The organism is Bacillus horti (assembly GCF_030813115.1).
In the GTDB taxonomy this organism is placed as follows: domain Bacteria; phylum Bacillota; class Bacilli; order Caldalkalibacillales; family JCM-10596; genus Bacillus_CH; species Bacillus_CH horti.
Map to the genome: position 1 here is coordinate 22,145 of NZ_JAUSTY010000026.1, position 16,694 is coordinate 38,838.

A 16,694-nucleotide genomic window follows, 5' to 3' on the forward strand; every position below is an offset into this window, starting at 1 on the left:
AGATATGGCTGATAATTTAGTAGAATTCAAGAATCTAAGAACATATTTCCATACCGAAGCTGGTGTGGTCAAAGCTGTTAACGACGTCAGTTTTGCTATTAGAGAAGGAGAAACGGTTTGTGTCGTAGGAGAATCAGGCTGTGGAAAAAGTATCACAGCCATGTCCTTAATGCGCTTAATTGCTTCACCACCAGGAAAAATTGAGGGTGGGGAAATTTTCTTCGAAGGTAAAGATTTGCTTAAGCTTAGAGAGGGAGAAATGCAACTTCTACGCGGAAATGAGTTTGCTATGATTTTCCAGGAGCCAATGTCTTCCTTAAACCCAGTGTTAAAAATTGGCGAACAGATTATGGAGCCATTATTTAAACACAAATATCTATCTAAGAAACAAGCATTAGCTAAAGCTATTGAATTGATTGAATTAGTTGGAATTCCAAGAGCAAAGGATATTGTAAATAGCTATCCACATGAACTTAGTGGTGGTATGCGTCAGCGTATCATGATTGCGATTGCGTTAAGCTGTGATCCAAAGCTATTAATTGCGGATGAGCCTACTACAGCTTTGGATGTTACGATTCAAGCTCAAATCTTAGATATTCTAAGAGAGATTAAAGAAAATCGTAAAATGAGTATGATGCTGATCACACATGACTTAGGTGTTGTGGCGGAAATGGCTGACTATGTTGTAGTTATGTACGCGGGTAAGGTAATTGAGCAAGCACCTGTAAATGAAATATTTAGTAATCCTCGCCACCCTTATACTCAAGGACTTTTGAATGCTAAACCAATTATTGGACAGAGACAAGAACGTCTGTATACGATACCAGGAAATGTACCAAACCCAGTAGAACTTGGCGAAAATTGTCATTTCCATGATCGTTGTGAGCATTGCATGGATATTTGTCGAGAACAACAGCCAGAGCTGAAAACAGATGAGCAAGGAAATAAGGTCGCATGCTGGCTATATGAAGGGGAGGGAGCATCATGAGTGAAACAATTTTAGAGGTTAATAATCTTAAGAAATACTTCCCTATTCGTGGTGGCGTTTTTCAGAAGACCATCGGTCATGTAAAGGCTGTTGATGATATAAGCTTTACGATGAAAAAAGGTGAGACATTAGGTCTGGTTGGAGAATCTGGCTGCGGTAAGAGTACAGTTGGACGTACTATTGTGCGACTATATGACAAAACCGAAGGTGACGTCATTTTTGAAGGCGTAGACGTACACAAACTTTCTAAAAACAAGCTAAGAAGCTTACGCCCTAAAATGCAACTTGTTTTCCAGGATCCTTTTAGTTCCTTAAACCCACGTTTAAGAATCGGGGATTCCATCGGGGAAGCGCTTCTTGATCATGGACTTACTTCTAAGAGTGAATTGCGTGATCGAGTGCATGAAGTTTTGAAAATTTGTGGCCTCCAGCCGTATCATATTGATCGCTATCCACATGAATTCTCAGGTGGGCAGAGACAAAGGGTTGGGATAGCAAGAGCACTTATTTTAAACCCTGACTTTATTGTGTTGGATGAGCCCGTATCGGCACTTGACGTATCCATTCAAGCACAGATTATCAATCTTCTTACAGATTTGCGTGAAAAGGAACGCTTATCCTATTTATTTATTTCCCATGATTTAAGTGTTGTGGAACATATCTGCGATACAGTAGCTGTTATGTACTTGGGTTCGATGGCAGAAATGGCTTCAAGAGAAGAGCTATTTAGAAACCCACTACACCCTTACACACAGGCACTACTTTCAGCTGTTCCAGTCCCAGACCCGACACTTAAGAGGGAAAGAATTGTACTACAAGGAGATATTCCAAGTCCAGCTAATCCACCAAGTGGATGTAAGTTCCATACTCGCTGTCCAATAGCGAAGGATATCTGTAGACAAGAGATTCCGAAGTATCGTGACGTGGGTGGAAATCACTTTGTTGCTTGTCACTTAGTTTAATAATCAAAAAGGTGAGGGGGCTAGTCTCCGTTGCCTTTTTTGCTAAAAAATAAACTATTGTTGGAATCTAGATGATCCGACAATAGTTTTCTTTATTCTATATTAGAGAAGAAGCTATAAATATCTACGTCTTTCTTTAGGCAAGAAAAGAGGAGCTAACAATGCACCACCAACAAAACCAAATAAGTGAGCAAGGAGGTTAATAGTAGGAGAAATAACGGTATACGCTGCACCAATAATTAAAATGATGATGACAATCTGTGCTGACCCTGGGTCAATCAAATCCTTCCGCAGGAACCTCATAAAGAAATACACTCCAAGTAGCCCGTAGATTGCTCCAGAAGCCCCTAAATGACTATACGTGGGACCCTCGAATACAAAGGTTCCTATATTACCAATAATCCCCGTTAGCAAATAGATAATTGTAAACTTGAATTTGTTAAGTATACGTTCTAAGGCAGGGCCAAAAATAATAAGAGAGAATGTATTAAATACAAAGTGTCCTACACTGGCATGCATAAATATGGGTGTTAAAATCCTCCAATATTCACCCTGAGCAATCAGCCCATTGTATCCAAGTCCCCAAAGCATTATTGTGTTAAAGGGTAGAACTTGAATCAGTAAAAAGATCGCTGTATTTATCATCACAATCCATGATACGATGGGGTAAAGTCTCATAAATTCTTTGATGCTTCTTTCATTACGGATAAACAAATGTAGCACCTCCATTAAACGACAGTTCTCTTTGTAGTCTATCACAATCCTAGAAAAGAGTTGAGTAAAATGATTATAGGTATAGGCATAGATATCATTGAGCTTGAGAGAATGAGTAATCTCACTGAACAACAACAAGAGAAGCTTGTTCACAGAATCCTTACTGAGGAAGAAAGAGTGATTTGGGGCTCCCTTTCGAGAAAACGACAGATAGAATTTATAGCAGGTAGATTTGCAGCAAAGGAAGCTCTTTCTAAAGCTCTTGGTACAGGTATAGGAGCTCAATTTTCATTACAGGATGTCTCCATCCTCTCACAAAGCTCTGGAGCACCTGTCCTACATTGGCATGATAACAGACATGCAGATCATATCTTTCATTTAAGTATCTCACACAGCGAACACTATGCTGTAGCTCAGGTTATTATAGAACAACAAAATATCTAGAACAGAAGAAAAAAATTAAAAGCCTGTCATGCTAGTCTGCATATATCCCCTTTTTAGGACATACATATTAATCGTGAAACTAGTGAAGGGGATGATAATCATGAAGAAACGAATTCTTCTTATATCTTTACTGACCCTATTAGCCATCGTTCTAGTGGCCTGTGGAGGTAAAGGAGAAGAAGATGTGGTCGGAGACCTGGCTGACCAGTTAAATGCTATGCAGAGCTACAAAGCGGAGGCTAACCTAGTGTTGAACACAGGACAGGAGCCTCTGGATTACACAGTGGAGGTTTGGCATAAAAAGCCTGAATACTATCGAATTGCGCTAACAAACAAGGAGAGAGGAATCACACAGATTATCTTAAAAAATGATGATGGAGTTTTTGTCCTCACCCCACATCTGAATAAGAGCTTTCGTTTCCAAAGTGACTGGCCACAAAGCCAAGGGCAGGTTTACCTCTATGAGTCATTAATTAAAGATATCTTGGCAGATACGAACCGTAAGTTCAGTACAGAAGGAAATAATTTTGTGTTTGACGTGGCAGCTAATTATCAGAATAAGGTGCTTTCCCATCAGAAAATCGCATTAGATAGGGAGCTTAAGCCCGTAAAGCTGGAAGTTTCAGATGCTAATTTCAATGTGCTGGTATCAGTGGACTACACAAGCTTCGAATCTAATCCTACGTTTGAGGAGGATGCTTTTGAAATGAAGCGTAATATGGAAAGTGCGCTCATTGATTCCATCCCAACAATGGCTGAGGAGCAAGAACAGAACCAGGGAAGCTTTGGTACTTACTACCCAAGCTATCTCCCGACAAATGTAGAATTAGTGGAGGAAGAGGAAGTTCAGGTACATGGCATTCCTAGAGTAATCCTTCGTTATGCCGGAAACTACCATTTCAATCTCATTCAGGAACGTCCGCAAGCAAAGGATGTAAGCATGCAGGTTGGCGATATTATTGATCTCGGCTTCACTGTCGGGGTTATGGGTGATGGAAATTTAGCTTGGACCTATGAAGGTGTAGATTTCCTCATAAGCAGTGACAACCTACCAGAGGAAGAAATGGCTGCGATAGCTCAGTCTTTAATGGGGCAATCGAATAAATAAGAATTCTAAATACTGTAAAACGAAGAAAGTGATTAAAGGATAGGGAGATAAACCCTATCCTTTTACTTTGATAAGATTCCTAGAAATATCTTTTATTTCACTGCAATTGAAAGAATGGTATAGTAGCAAAAAAGAAAAAAGTAATGGAATAGCTTATACCTGATTAAGGGAGAGATAGAAGAATGCAAACGAGAGGGCTGTATAGAAAAACATGGGCAGAGATAGATTTAGGAGCAATAGCGCACAATGTATCTTTTTATAGAGAACATATTAGTCAAGACAAGGAGCTTATGGCCGTTGTAAAAGCAAATGGCTATGGACATGGAGCAGTTCCTGTCGCCAAGGAAGCTTTAGCAGCAGGAGCTACATGGCTAGGTGTTGCTCTATTAGAGGAAGCATTAGAGATAAGAGAAGCAGGAATAGATGCTCCAATATTACAATTTGGCTATTGTGCAGAAGAAGGAGTTCCTATAGCACAAAAGTATCGAATTACCATCTCCTTCAATGATGTAGAAGCATTGCAAAGAGCTCTGCCGTATATCGATCAAGATGCACCAGAATTACTCTTTCATCTGAAGCTTGATACAGGAATGGGACGTATGGGTTTAAGTGGAGAAGGAGAACTCAACCGCTTTATCAGCGACTATCAGCAGGCTAAAAATAAGAAAGTGAATGTTAAGTGGCAGGGTGTGTATACACATTTTGCTACAGCAGATGAGCACGATCTATCCTACACCAACAATCAACAAAAAATATTTCAGGATTACCTTGCCTTGGTAAAGAAAGCAAATATCTTAGTACCATATATCCATGATGCTAATAGCGCAGCAACAGCAATTTTTCCAGAAATTGTTACGACTAATTTAGTCCGAGTAGGAATAAGTATGTATGGACTACATCCTTCAATGGGGATGAAAGAGTCATTTCCTTTCCCCTTAAAACCTGCTCTTTCCTTGCATACTCGTCTAAGTCATGTCAAACAGGCCAAAGAAGGTGCAGGTATAAGCTATGGGGTTACGTATAAAACAGAGCAGGAAAGCTGGATTGGGACGCTTCCAATTGGATATGCGGATGGTTGGAGTAGGGGCTTATCTAACCAGTCCTACGCTTTAATACAGGGGAGAAGGGTAAAACAGGTGGGTAGGATATGCATGGATCAATGTATGCTGTTACTGGATCAGTATTATCCTCGTGACGAGAAAGTGACCTTAATTGGAAGGCAAGGAGACCAAGAGATTAGTATAGATGAAGTAGCCCAGCTTTTAGGGACAATAAATTATGAAATTTCTTGTCGTCTGCATCCTAGAGTTCCTAGAATATATTACAAGTACGGTGAACGGTTGCCTTTCTAAGCTCAAGCGTGTTAGAATCATTTGGTATGCATAAATCGGAGCTAATAATACTTTAAAAAAGAAGAAAGAAATAAGAAGATTTAGCTAGGATTTTATAAAATATTTTTTTAAAAAAGCAGGATTCCTGCCCTTTTAATCGAATTAGAAGCTTTAAAGTATATTTTTGTGTTTTGATCGACATAATGGTATTATATTAATTGTTATGACATGAGACGATTTTAGGTTCTGGTGATTGTTGGAGGTGCGTGTGGTGTCCAATACGAATACGAAGCGAATTATGATTAGTATTCCCCAGCATTTGTTACAAGAGGTGGATGGTGTCGTGGAAAAAGAAAACTCAAACCGCAGCGAATTAATTAGGCAAGCCATGAAAATGTATCTTACAGAGCGTAAAAAAAGGCATATTCGCGAAATTATGAAAAAAGGCTATATGGAAATGGCGAACATTAATTTGAATATGGCTTCTGAGGCTTTTTTGGCTGAAGAGGAAGCAGATCTTACCTTAGACCGCTTAGTAAGCGGGGTGTAACGATTGATTGTAAAGCGTGGCGATGTTTATTTCGCGGATTTATCACCTGTAGTAGGATCGGAGCAGGGTGGTGTTCGCCCGGTATTAATCGTACAAAATGATATTGGCAACCGATTTAGTCCCACAGTCATCGTCGCAGCGATTACAGCTCAGATTCAGAAGGCTAAGCTACCAACTCACGTTGAAATCAATGCGAAGGATTATGACTTTGATCGCGATTCAGTCATTCTGTTAGAGCAAATTAGAACGATTGATAAGCAGAGATTAACAGATAAGATTACTCATCTTGATGAAGCCATGATGGCTAAAGTAGACGAGGCCATACAAATTAGTTTAGGATTAATAGATTTTTAACCATAATAAGTTGTCCAACAGAATGTGTTTAGTTGGGCTTTTTATTTTTTTTATGTATACCACTTGATCTAGATTTTTAAACCATAAGTTGATTCTTGCCTAAAAGTTTAGTTTGCAAACTTCCAAATCTAGCAGGAATTTGCCCTTTTTTGTTGAATTTTAGTAAAAAACAAAATAAATTAACGCCAAAAAATCAGAATATTTCATGTTTAATGAAAAGTGCTAAGGAGCTGTTGGAGAAACGATGAATCAAGTTAATGACAAACAAGCAAAGCTGATTAAATTACAGGAAAATATGAACCAAGTTATTGTTGGGAAGAAGGACATGATCGATACATTAATTATCGCCATATTAGCTAATGGACATGTGCTCTTAGAGGATGTACCCGGAACAGGGAAAACGGTCATGGCTAAGACGTTGGCAAAGTCATTAGAGGGAGAGTTTAAAAGAATACAATTTACTCCAGACGTATTGCCCTCAGATGTAACAGGCATTAACTTTTATAATCCTAGGGAGCAGCAATTTGAGCTTCGTCTAGGACCCATCCATACGAATATTTTGTTAGCTGATGAAATTAATCGTGCTACTCCAAGATCTCAGTCGAGCTTATTAGAAGCCATGGAGGAGAGGCAAGTGACAATCGATGGTCAGACGATCCCGATGCCTAACCCTTTTTTTGTTATAGCTACTCAAAACCCTGTAGAGTCTCAAGGGACGTTTCCTCTACCAGAAGCGCAGATGGACAGGTTCCTGATGAAGCTAAGCTTAGGGTATCCAGAGCTACAGGAGGAAAGAGAAATTCTACAGCGCTTTAGGAAGGAGCAGCCTCTAGCTACACTAAGTTCAGCAATAACCGTTCAGGAATTACAAGATATGCAGGAAGAAGTAAAGGATGTTTTTATTAACGAGGATGTAGAGACGTATCTCTTACAGATTGTTCGTGCTACTAGGGAGCATGCCCAAGTTGAAGTGGGGATTAGTCCAAGGGGAACGTTGGCTATCATGCGTGCAGCTCAAGCTAAGGCTTACATGGAGCAGCGTAGCTTTGTGATTCCAGATGATATCCAAAGCCTGGCTCCAAAGGTTCTAGCTCACCGTCTAATGCTAAGTTTAGATGCGCAGCTACATGTCACTGAACATGATGTTTTACAAGAGATCATCAATGAGGTGGCTGTTCCGCTAGAAGAGGTAGGAGGCAGATGATTCAAACACGTGTAAGGCATGAACGAAATACACGATTCTACTGGATTACCTCATTAGCTGCCCCAATCGTTATTTTTGGAGCTATATTTGGAGCAGATTTTCTTTTTTTGTTAGGGCTACTTCTTTTTGCGATTACACTCACAGTCTTTTTTTATCTGAGTTACGTCCATAAGCCTGTTGACATGGAAATAGAATGGAATCTGCATCGGTTATTCCCTGGTGAGAAGGCTACATTATCCCTCCAGCTTAAAAATAATGGGAATCTCCCCATTCAAGGGAAATGGTCCTTCAAATTGCAGAATAAGCTTGAGTTAGATGCGTTTGGTTATCCAGGAGAAGTGCATAACCAATATGAGTCTACGTTTACTTTGCACAAACAAGAAGCAATATCTTATAAATTTGAAGCGGTAGCTAAGAAAAGAGGAATTGTACAGCTTCATGAGCTCATAACAGATTTTAACGATCCTTTTATATTAGGAAGTGTAAAGAAAGAGTTTATCCTGCCTAGAGATGAATTGCTCATATATCCAAAGGTAGTGCCTGTTGTGGGAGTCGATCAATTAGAGCGTACCCCTATGGGAGAACGATCGGTGAATCGATTTACTCACGAGGATCCAACGTATATTGTTGGCGCTAGAACGTATCAAAACGGGGATCCATTTCAGCGAATTGATTGGAAAACAACAGCGCGAAAACAAGAGTTACATACGAAGCTTCTAGATCGAACAGCCCACACGGAGCTAGTGGTTGTGGGGAATGTACGGTCACAGGAGGAGCGCTGGATGGGGATGAATGAAGAACTGATCGAGCGAGCGATTAGTGCTGTGGCCTCTATCTGTCATCACGCTGCAGTCAAGAGCATCCCTTATCAGGTTCTCTTAAATATGAGACCCATGAATCAAAAGGCCGTGTATCAAATAAAGACAGGAGAAGGACCAAAGCATCTATCTTACACGTTAGAGAACCTTGCCCAAGTTAATATATTTTCAACACTTTCCTTTGAGGGTGCTGTTTATCATGGTTATCAGAACTATACGGAGGGCAAAATCTTTATTTTAATCACACCGTATTTATCAGACTCCTTAAATACTTTAATAGAGAGGATGGCGCGTGAAGGCATCCCCTTATATATCATTCAGACAGAAAAAGAAGGTTTTGTGTTACAAAAAGTAGGGAGAGAGATGAAGCGTTATGCTTAAGAGAATTTTTACAGCAATGTTGTATTACGTACAAGAAGTATTGACCTTTTTCCTTGGCTTTTATCTCCTTCTTACTTCTGTAAAAGAACAGCTTTCCATAGTCAGCTTTTATAGCTGGGCAGGAGTTTGTTTTATAATTGGTGTACCTTTTTTACTCAGTGTAAAAGCCAAAGCACCTAACTCTAGAGCTTTAGCCCTTGTGCTACCTGTCATTTTATGTGTGATTGGTTTCTTATTGTGGGACATTAATTTGGCTGTACTTATTATTATTACTGCTTTCTTCTGTTGGAGACTGCTTAACATATTGCCTTTAAAGCTTGAAGCTGAACATGTTCTTAAACGTCTAACAGTGTTTGTCGGAGTCCTAGTCATAAGCTTTATCTATGTTAGTTTAATGACTATCGATGTGGAACAAAGTCTTCTATTGACTCATTTATGGATCCAATTCATTGTGATGGTGGCCGGCCTTCTTTACAGGAGTTATCTGAAGAATCAACAGGAAATGGGATCAACAATATGGGAGTGGTTAAAAAGCCAGACCTTGCTTCTATATCTTGGTTTAGGTTTCGGAGCGTTAGCCTTAGCAACCTCTTTTTTACTCCCTGCAGTACAATTTATTTTGAGGAAAATACCAGAAGGATTATCCTGGTTATTTACTTCACCCCCGATACAGGCGTTTTTCTCTTGGCTACTCCCTAACTCTCGTTGGCAACCTTCTCGAGAAGAAGAACTTGAGCTAGAAGAGACCATTTATGAGATTGGTGAGGGAGAAGAAGTGGTTGAAGAGGTTGTTCGGAACTGGTTTGATTTTGTCGTCCTTGGTGTAGGTATTCTATTCTTTGCCTTAATTTTAGTTTGCCTGATTCTTTTCATTATATTACTTGTACGGAAAGGGAAAGGCTTTATGAGCAAGCAAGAAGGCAGGACATCAGGAGACCGTAGAAAAGTCCATGAGCAAGCAAAATCACCGAGAATGCTGAGCCGAAAGGTGAATTGGGTCGAGGATGACATTAGAAAACAGTACCAATCCTTGCTTGTACAAGCTGAGAGGAAGGGAGAACCTGTGTCTCCTATCCAGACTGTACGCTCATGGAGCAAGGAGTTTAAGGTTAATGAGCAGGCGAAAGAGCTGTGGAACAATGTAAATGCTATTTACGAGCAACAAAGATATAGCAATCAGCCTGTAGAAGAAAAACAGATGGATGAATATAAACAAGAGATTAAAAAGGCTAAAAAAGAGCTAGATCTCTTTTATAAAGAAAAGAAGAAGCAAGAAAAACAACTAAAGAAGATGAAGAAAGATAGAAGCAACTAGCAGCAAAGGGATAAATTATAAACTGACCATATTCAGAAATGAGTGAGAAGATTCTTGAAGAAGATGATCGGCATTCTAATCTCCTACACGCAAGAAATGCTTATATTTATGTTACTGCTTCAGACTCTTTATGCTCTGTTACAGCTTGAGTATTTAAGCTTTGAATCATATATTTGGCTGCTAGTTATTTATCTAGTAGCCAGTTTGACTTTGCGGCTAGGAGAAAAGAAAAACATTAAGACGAATCATCTAGTATATATCTTATTATTGCTTATGATGCTAATGGGTCTCATAGTAAACATTTTTCACTTTTTCATCCTTTTTATTATAACAGCTATTCCTTTATGGAGATTAAAGCTACTCCATGAACAAAGCTTTACAGTAGAGGCGATTGTTAAACGTTTTCTTTCCTTTGTGACCCTTCTGACTATTCTATTTCTGTTTCTAAGCATATTTACTCATGCGGAAGTACAGTCCATTATGCTTCCTTATCTATGGGTAAATCTGGGTTTATTGCTGTTCGGTATTTTTTATTATAATTACGAAAAAGTGAAGGATAGTCCTATTTCTTTTTGGAACTGGTTAAAGAACCAGTCCTTTCTGCTTTGTTTAGCTTTAGCTTGGGCAGGTCTTCCTATTTTTCTTCCGTACTTAATGATGGGTGTTCAATATGTAAAGAACTTCATCGCATTCATTGTAATGTGGGTATTAAGTACAAAGCCCTTACAGTCTTTTATGTATTGGCTGATGGATCTAGACATATCACTAAATAATGATTGGCAATCCGAGGAAGACTCTACGGGAGAGCTAGAAGAAGTAGAAAATATATTGAACGAAGCATTTTCTAGCTCTAGTGTGATGATTGTCTTGCTATTGATTGGGGTTGCTTTTGTTCTTTTTTGCATGTACCTTATTGCCCTAAATGTTTGGATAAAACCTAGAGTAGAACAAAAAAGTGCAGCTGGTAAAAAAAGTACGACTGATCGTGCAGCCGAATACATGGGCATGAAAAATCGTTCGAGAAAAGTAAACTGGGCTAAAGACGAAGTGAGGAGACTATATCAAGATCTTTTAATATATGCACAGAGCAAAGGGGTCAAGATTACCTCCTCTCATACAGCAAGAACCTGGAGTATGGGTTATGAAGAAAGCAAGGAAGATTCAGCATTGTGGGATAGCATTCATACGTTTTATGAACAAAAACGATATAGTGATCAAGAAGTAATAAAACAAGATATAGAAGGGTTCAAAAAAGAAATAAACCAAGCGAAGAAAAATCTCAAACTGGCGAAAATTGAACAAAGTAGGTATGATAGGGGAAGAGAGTAGGACAAAACAAGTAAAGGGGATAAAGTTCATGGAAGCTAGTATTATCCAATTTATTCGGGACAATAAAGATGGACTGATCGAGAAATGGTTGAAGGAAATACAAGCATATAGACAGGAGCATCGCTTGCAGCATATGTCGAATGATCGCTACGATGCAATGAATGAAGCGTTTATACGTGTATTGGCAGATAGCTATGTGAGTGAAGACAACCCTCTATTGCATATCGAAAATTTTGCGAATGAGCAAATCCAGCAAGGGTGGCCTTTGCAGCATTTAACTAAAGGGCTGCAGGTTTTTAAGAAAGTATTGATTGAAGAGCTATCTCAAGATAAGGAGATCCAAAGCTCACCTGTTAATATTTATAGCGAGGTGCAACGTTGGGTTGATCCTGTGATTGATCAGCTAATTACCCTGTATACGGGATCATGGGAAAAGGTTGACACCTTACAAAAACTAGCTCTAAAGGAGCTAACTGCTCCATTAATTCCTGTATTCGAAGGGATTAGTGTTATGCCGTTAGTTGGTACGATTGATACCGACCGTGCTAAATTAATTATGGAAAATCTTTTATCCGGTGTGATTAAGTTTGAATCTCAGGTTGTACTCATTGACATTACAGGAGTGCCTGTAGTAGATACAATGGTAGCGCATCACTTGATCCAAGCCTCAGACGCTGTACGATTAGTAGGATCTGAAGCGATTCTAGTAGGGATTCGACCTGAAATTGCGCAGACAATCGTGAATCTTGGTATTCAGCTAGGGAAATTTAGAACCACTAGTTCCTTGAGGAAAGGGATGGCTGAAGCTCTGGCCATGACCAATCGTAAAATTGTAGATTTAAAAGAGGGTGCTAGCGATGATGAATAGAATACCTATTTTGAAGCTAGAACAATATCTTTTAGCTTCTATTCAAATTGAGTTAGATGACCAAACCGCTCTATCCTTTCAGGAGGATTTGTTAAATAGGATACGAGATACTGGAGCTAAAGGGGTAGTCATTGACCTTACCTCTGTAACTCTAATTGATAGTTTTATTGCTAAAGTGCTAGGTGATGTGATCCAAATGGCAGATTTAATGGGAGCCAAAGTTGTCATCACTGGAATTAGACCAGCGGTAGCGATTACTTTAATAGACTTAGGCATTTCAATGGAGGGTGTCCTTACAGCGCTTAATTTAGAGCAAGGGTTATCCAAGCTGAAACAGGAATTGGAGGGCTAAACAGTGAGCGACCAATCATCCTGTGTTGAAGTGGAGGCTGAACTAGATATTGTTGCAGCAAGACAATCTGGGAGGACAATGGCCAAGGAAATGGGCTTCGGAGAAGTCGATCAGGCCAGAATAGCGACGGCTATCTCAGAACTAGCGAGAAATATTTACCTATATGCTAAAAAAGGCGTTATTATAATATCTATTATTCAGGAAGGTGGTCGTATAGGTTTACGCATACAAGCAAGTGATAATGGACCAGGGATAAGTGACCTCCAACAGGTATTGCAGGATGGATTTACTACATCAGGAGGATTAGGCGCAGGTCTACCAGGAGTTAAGCGTCTGATGGATACATTCGAAATTACTTCAGAGGTAGGCAATGGAACCGAAATTATATCAATTAAGTGGTTAAGGTAGGGAGTCTACTATAAATATTGAAATTTGACGGGAAGGAGGTAATAGGGTGGATAAACAAACAAAAGAAAAAAAAGTTAGTGATCGGTATGCTCAAATGCTTCACCAATATATCCAGCATGGTTCAGAAGATGCACTATACAATGCCCAGCAGCTTAGTAAGAGCATGATTGATAAAGGCGTGTCTCCTGAAGAGATTGTGGGCTTTCATATTGAAAGTATTAAAAAAGATTTTTTAAACATACAGCCAGAAGTTCTCCAATCCTTCGACTTTCTATTAGAGATTATGATTGGCTATGGCATTCAGTATCGCGAGCATGTCAGCTTAAGAGAAAAGCAAATTCAACTTCAATCTGAGATTGAGATCGCCGCTAAAATGCAACAAACCTTACTTCCTCCTATACCATCATCCATTCCCAGCGATTTAGAGCTAGGGATATGTAGCGTAGCAGCTAAGAGAATGAGTGGTGATTATTACCATGTGTTTGTTGATAATAGTGGGTATCTTTGTCTAGCTGTGGCCGATATTATCGGAAAAGGAATTCCAGCAGCATTATGTATGTCATTAATCAAATATGCGATTGAGAGCTTGGTTGATCACCCATTAGACCCTCATACCCTACTATCAAGCATTAATCGAGTTGTAGAAAAAAATATTGATATTAATATGTTCGTGACCATGGTATACGGAACATACTGCTTTAGTGATCATGTGTTTCGTTACGCATCAGCTGGACACGAGCCAAGCCTATATTATTCTGCTCAAGATGACCAATTTTATGACCTTGAAGCAAAGGGACCTGTACTTGGTTTAACTCATGAAGCTACGTATCAGGAGCAATCCATCGAAGTACAGCCAAACGATATTATTATTCTATTTACGGATGGTTTGACTGAAATTAGAGTCGAAGAAGAACGATTTATTGAAAGAGATGAGATTAAAGAGCTCTTTAACGAGTACAAACATTTACCTGCTCAAGAGATGGCCGATTCTATACACAAGCAGCTTCTTAAGCTGTCCGATTTTGAATTACAGGACGACCAAACCATTGTTGTCATCAAAAGGTCAGCATAGGGTAAATAACGCAAGATTACTATAAGTGTGCTGAACCAAAATCCAACAGATTAGTAAACTTATAATTATCCATAATATGCCAGTATGGATTCTAGTTTAAACTAAGCTCGGTGTGGGTATATAATAGACATCTTAATAAGGCACGGAGGGTTTAATATGAATCTTGAAATAAAGCTAAGCACTCAAGGAAATAAATCTATTGTGTATTTAATTGGAGAAGTTGATGTCTATACAGCACCGCAATTGAAAAGTCAGCTCTTCCCACTAGTTGAACAAAATGAGCATAAAATCATTGTCGATTTAGCCCAAGTTGAATTTATGGATAGCTCTGGACTTGGGACGATAATAGGAGCTTTGAAAACAGCTAAAAATCACAATAGTGAAATTACATTACAGCATGCTAATGAAAGACTTCAAAGACTTTTTTCTATTACAGGACTCTCTGCCTTAGTAGAAATAAACGGAGTACAGGAGGGCCAATCATGAATCAGGATTTTGTAGAGCTCAAAATACCTGCTAAGCCGGAATATGTTGGTGTGGTACGCTTGCTCATTTCGGGAGTAGCTAGTCGATTTGGATTTTCTATGGATGACATCGAAGATATCAAGCTTGCTGTAGCTGAAGCTTGTACAAATGCAACTTTGCACGCTTATGAAGGTGGCGACGGGAAAATTATTATCGGGTGTACGGGTTACGACGATCGCCTTGAGATAATGGTTATGGATCATGGACAGAGCTTTGATCTAGAAAAAACTCGTTTAAACCTAAAGCCAATCGACCATACTCAATCCATTGACTCTATCACAGAAGGTGGTTTGGGCTTGTTCCTTATTGAAAGCTTGATGGATGATGTTCAAATTACTGGCGACGGTGGGGTTGTGATATCCATGACCAAATTTAAACGGGGGAACGAGGTGGAGAGTGATGAACAATCATTCAAAACAACCTCATCACAATAAAAACGATGTGCTAGATTGGATCAAAGAATTCCAAACAAATCCCTCTGAAGAAATCAAAACAAAATTGGTTCTTCATTATGAAAGCTTGGTTCAAACCCTAGCACGTAAATTTTCTCGTAATCAAGATCAATATGAGGACTTATCTCAGGTTGGAATGATTGGTCTACTTGGAGCCTTAGCACGCTTCGACACGTCAATCGGTAGAACGTTTGAGAGCTTTGCGGTACCAACCATTGTAGGGGAAATCAAACGATATTTGCGTGACAAAACATGGAGTGTTCATGTTCCTCGCAGGATTAAAGAGCTGGGGCCGAAAATAAAGCGAACCTTAGAAGAGCTTACAAATCAGCTTCAACGCTCTCCAACACCTGATGAGATAGCCGAGTATCTTGGAACCACTACAGAGGAAGTTTTAGAGACACTTGAGATGAGTAAAAGCTATCAGGCGCTGTCTGTAGATTCAACGATAGAAGCAGATCAAGAAGGGGGCACAATGACACTTCTTGATATTATGGGTGAACAGGATGCAGGCTTTGATCAAATCAATCAAAGGCTACTATTAGATAAGGTATTCAAGGTTCTGTCCGAAAGAGAAAAAATGATACTTCATTACACATTCTTCAAAGGCTTAAGTCAACAGGAAACCGGTGATCAGCTGGATATTTCTCAAATGCACGTATCTAGACTGCAAAGGAAGGCTCTACAGAAGCTAAAAGCAGCATTGAAGGCAGAAAATTCGGAGCTGATATTATAGATGAAAGTTTTGGATTTAGAGAAAGCAGAAATTGCCGTATTTCAACGTTCTAAAGGCGGGCAGGCCGTCTGTGGAGATGCCTACGTGATTGAGGAGACTGAAAGCTATCTCTTTTTAGGGATTGCAGATGGGTTAGGTAGTGGAGAGGAAGCAAAAAAGGCGGCTGATCAAGCTGTACGATGCTTTACTCAACAGCATCATTTGCCTGTTCATCTCATCTTGCAGGAGTGTAATCGAACGTTAGCTTCAACGCGTGGCGCCGTAGCTGGTGTAATGAAAGTCGATTATCAGCATTCTAGTATCACTTTTGCAGGAATAGGGAATATTCAAGGCTATTTCTATACTCCTAATCAAAAAATGTTTAGAACTGTTTCCAAGCCAGGTTTTTTAAATGGAAGAATGATTGATGTTCAGGGTCAGACCATGCCTTATTCCAAAGGAACTACCTTCACACTTTTTTCAGATGGTGTAGAGCTTAATCGAGCATTTTTTGATTTGAGAAAAAATCAAAAACCAGATGTGATTATCAGTGAGTTGTACGGAAATCACAAGTATTTTGCCGATGACTTGACGATTATAACAGGTCGTGCCCTTATGTAGGGGTGAACATGTGGTCATAGATGGACATTAAAAATGGTTTATATGGTCATGAGTAGATAGATAGGCGATGTTGGACATGTGACAGCACGTCTATTTTTATTTGCTCAGGTTCATTTCCTTGTTTTTTCTGTCCTATACAAGGAAATAATAGATGGAAAGCGAATACTGTTTTATACATGTTTT

At 39.4% G+C, this 16,694-nt stretch carries 20 protein-coding genes; 19 read left to right on the top strand and 1 reads right to left on the bottom strand.

Annotation, left to right across the window (positions count from 1 at the left end; genetic code table 11):
- Positions 1 to 4 precede the first annotated feature (4 nt).
- Positions 5 to 988: an ABC transporter ATP-binding protein gene (locus J2S11_RS20565; protein WP_307397844.1), complete on the top strand. Its 984-nt coding sequence runs from the start codon at positions 5 to 7 to the stop codon at positions 986 to 988.
- Positions 985 to 1,950, top strand: a complete 966-nt coding sequence (locus tag J2S11_RS20570; protein ID WP_307397845.1) for an ABC transporter ATP-binding protein — start codon at positions 985 to 987, stop codon at positions 1,948 to 1,950. Before J2S11_RS20565 ends, J2S11_RS20570 begins: the two co-directional genes overlap by 4 nt.
- 114 nt (positions 1,951 to 2,064) lie before the next feature.
- On the opposite strand, the gene J2S11_RS20575 is transcribed toward J2S11_RS20570, so the two are convergent.
- Positions 2,065 to 2,664, bottom strand: a complete 600-nt coding sequence (locus J2S11_RS20575; RefSeq protein WP_307397846.1) for a rhomboid family intramembrane serine protease — start codon at positions 2,662 to 2,664, stop codon at positions 2,065 to 2,067.
- Between the two features lie 69 nt (positions 2,665 to 2,733).
- Here J2S11_RS20575 and acpS point away from each other — a divergent pair, with 69 nt between their 5' ends.
- The 17 genes from acpS (at position 2,734) to J2S11_RS20660 (ending at position 16,511) form a co-directional block, all read left to right on the top strand.
- Complete coding sequence (gene acpS / locus J2S11_RS20580) at positions 2,734 to 3,108, top strand: holo-ACP synthase (RefSeq protein ID WP_307397847.1); 375 nt, start codon at positions 2,734 to 2,736, stop codon at positions 3,106 to 3,108.
- Positions 3,109 to 3,208: 100 nt separating this feature from the next.
- Complete coding sequence (locus J2S11_RS20585; RefSeq protein WP_307397848.1) at positions 3,209 to 4,216, top strand: LolA family protein; 1,008 nt, start codon at positions 3,209 to 3,211, stop codon at positions 4,214 to 4,216.
- A gap of 182 nt (positions 4,217 to 4,398) precedes the next feature.
- Positions 4,399 to 5,568: an alanine racemase gene (gene alr / locus J2S11_RS20590; protein WP_307397850.1), complete on the top strand. Its 1,170-nt coding sequence runs from the start codon at positions 4,399 to 4,401 to the stop codon at positions 5,566 to 5,568.
- Positions 5,569 to 5,845: 277 nt separating this feature from the next.
- Positions 5,846 to 6,097, top strand: a complete 252-nt coding sequence (locus J2S11_RS20595) for a CopG family ribbon-helix-helix protein (protein ID WP_307397897.1) — start codon at positions 5,846 to 5,848, stop codon at positions 6,095 to 6,097.
- Between the two features lie 3 nt (positions 6,098 to 6,100).
- Positions 6,101 to 6,451, top strand: coding sequence for a type II toxin-antitoxin system PemK/MazF family toxin (locus tag J2S11_RS20600; protein ID WP_307397852.1), 351 nt, complete (start codon positions 6,101 to 6,103; stop codon positions 6,449 to 6,451).
- 244 nt (positions 6,452 to 6,695) lie between these two features.
- The gene (locus J2S11_RS20605) at positions 6,696 to 7,655 is read left to right on the top strand and encodes an AAA family ATPase (protein ID WP_307397854.1); all 960 of its coding nucleotides are present in this window, start codon (positions 6,696 to 6,698) and stop codon (positions 7,653 to 7,655) included.
- Positions 7,652 to 8,854, top strand: a complete 1,203-nt coding sequence (locus tag J2S11_RS20610; RefSeq protein WP_307397856.1) for a DUF58 domain-containing protein — start codon at positions 7,652 to 7,654, stop codon at positions 8,852 to 8,854. The genes J2S11_RS20605 and J2S11_RS20610 overlap by 4 nt, the downstream gene beginning before the upstream one ends.
- Positions 8,847 to 10,169: a coiled-coil domain-containing protein gene (locus tag J2S11_RS20615; RefSeq protein WP_307397858.1), complete on the top strand. Its 1,323-nt coding sequence runs from the start codon at positions 8,847 to 8,849 to the stop codon at positions 10,167 to 10,169. Before J2S11_RS20610 ends, J2S11_RS20615 begins: the two co-directional genes overlap by 8 nt.
- A gap of 54 nt (positions 10,170 to 10,223) precedes the next feature.
- Positions 10,224 to 11,498 carry a hypothetical protein gene (locus J2S11_RS20620; protein WP_307397859.1) on the top strand — a complete coding sequence of 425 codons (1,275 nt, stop codon included), beginning with the start codon at positions 10,224 to 10,226 and terminating at the stop codon, positions 11,496 to 11,498.
- 28 nt (positions 11,499 to 11,526) lie between these two features.
- Complete coding sequence (locus tag J2S11_RS20625) at positions 11,527 to 12,366, top strand: STAS domain-containing protein (protein WP_307397861.1); 840 nt, start codon at positions 11,527 to 11,529, stop codon at positions 12,364 to 12,366.
- Positions 12,359 to 12,718 carry an STAS domain-containing protein gene (locus tag J2S11_RS20630; RefSeq protein WP_307397898.1) on the top strand — a complete coding sequence of 120 codons (360 nt, stop codon included), beginning with the start codon at positions 12,359 to 12,361 and terminating at the stop codon, positions 12,716 to 12,718. Before J2S11_RS20625 ends, J2S11_RS20630 begins: the two co-directional genes overlap by 8 nt.
- A gap of 3 nt (positions 12,719 to 12,721) precedes the next feature.
- Positions 12,722 to 13,126 (top strand): anti-sigma regulatory factor, encoded by a 405-nt coding sequence (locus J2S11_RS20635; protein ID WP_307397863.1) that lies wholly within the window; start codon positions 12,722 to 12,724, stop codon positions 13,124 to 13,126.
- Between the two features lie 46 nt (positions 13,127 to 13,172).
- The gene (locus J2S11_RS20640) at positions 13,173 to 14,198 is read left to right on the top strand and encodes a PP2C family protein-serine/threonine phosphatase (protein WP_307397864.1); all 1,026 of its coding nucleotides are present in this window, start codon (positions 13,173 to 13,175) and stop codon (positions 14,196 to 14,198) included.
- 156 nt (positions 14,199 to 14,354) lie between these two features.
- Positions 14,355 to 14,684: an STAS domain-containing protein gene (locus tag J2S11_RS20645; protein WP_307397865.1), complete on the top strand. Its 330-nt coding sequence runs from the start codon at positions 14,355 to 14,357 to the stop codon at positions 14,682 to 14,684.
- Positions 14,681 to 15,157 (top strand): anti-sigma B factor RsbW, encoded by a 477-nt coding sequence (gene rsbW / locus J2S11_RS20650; protein WP_307397868.1) that lies wholly within the window; start codon positions 14,681 to 14,683, stop codon positions 15,155 to 15,157. The genes J2S11_RS20645 and rsbW overlap by 4 nt, the downstream gene beginning before the upstream one ends.
- A complete protein-coding gene (gene sigB / locus J2S11_RS20655; RefSeq protein WP_307397870.1) occupies positions 15,123 to 15,911 on the top strand; it encodes an RNA polymerase sigma factor SigB in 789 nt (262 codons plus the stop codon). The genes rsbW and sigB overlap by 35 nt, the downstream gene beginning before the upstream one ends.
- Positions 15,912 to 16,511, top strand: coding sequence for a SpoIIE family protein phosphatase (locus J2S11_RS20660; RefSeq protein WP_307397871.1), 600 nt, complete (start codon positions 15,912 to 15,914; stop codon positions 16,509 to 16,511).
- The last annotated feature ends 183 nt before the right edge of the window (positions 16,512 to 16,694 follow it).

What these genes read in the sequence shown, in the direction of transcription:
- J2S11_RS20595 (WP_307397897.1), top strand. Translation starts at nt 5,846, where the DNA reads ATGATTAGTATTCCCCAGCATTTGTTACAAGAGGTGGATGGTGTCGTG.
- rsbW (WP_307397868.1), top strand. Translation starts at nt 14,681, where the DNA reads ATGAATCAGGATTTTGTAGAGCTCAAAATACCTGCTAAGCCGGAATAT.
- J2S11_RS20605 (WP_307397854.1), top strand. Translation starts at nt 6,696, where the DNA reads ATGAATCAAGTTAATGACAAACAAGCAAAGCTGATTAAATTACAGGAA.
- J2S11_RS20610 (WP_307397856.1), top strand. Translation starts at nt 7,652, where the DNA reads ATGATTCAAACACGTGTAAGGCATGAACGAAATACACGATTCTACTGG.
- J2S11_RS20660 (WP_307397871.1), top strand. Translation starts at nt 15,912, where the DNA reads ATGAAAGTTTTGGATTTAGAGAAAGCAGAAATTGCCGTATTTCAACGT.
- J2S11_RS20645 (WP_307397865.1), top strand. Translation starts at nt 14,355, where the DNA reads ATGAATCTTGAAATAAAGCTAAGCACTCAAGGAAATAAATCTATTGTG.
- acpS (WP_307397847.1), top strand. Translation starts at nt 2,734, where the DNA reads ATGATTATAGGTATAGGCATAGATATCATTGAGCTTGAGAGAATGAGT.
- J2S11_RS20625 (WP_307397861.1), top strand. Translation starts at nt 11,527, where the DNA reads ATGGAAGCTAGTATTATCCAATTTATTCGGGACAATAAAGATGGACTG.
- J2S11_RS20565 (WP_307397844.1), top strand. Translation starts at nt 5, where the DNA reads ATGGCTGATAATTTAGTAGAATTCAAGAATCTAAGAACATATTTCCAT.
- J2S11_RS20615 (WP_307397858.1), top strand. Translation starts at nt 8,847, where the DNA reads ATGCTTAAGAGAATTTTTACAGCAATGTTGTATTACGTACAAGAAGTA.
- alr (WP_307397850.1), top strand. Translation starts at nt 4,399, where the DNA reads ATGCAAACGAGAGGGCTGTATAGAAAAACATGGGCAGAGATAGATTTA.
- J2S11_RS20630 (WP_307397898.1), top strand. Translation starts at nt 12,359, where the DNA reads ATGAATAGAATACCTATTTTGAAGCTAGAACAATATCTTTTAGCTTCT.
- J2S11_RS20585 (WP_307397848.1), top strand. Translation starts at nt 3,209, where the DNA reads ATGAAGAAACGAATTCTTCTTATATCTTTACTGACCCTATTAGCCATC.
- sigB (WP_307397870.1), top strand. Translation starts at nt 15,123, where the DNA reads ATGAACAATCATTCAAAACAACCTCATCACAATAAAAACGATGTGCTA.
- J2S11_RS20570 (WP_307397845.1), top strand. Translation starts at nt 985, where the DNA reads ATGAGTGAAACAATTTTAGAGGTTAATAATCTTAAGAAATACTTCCCT.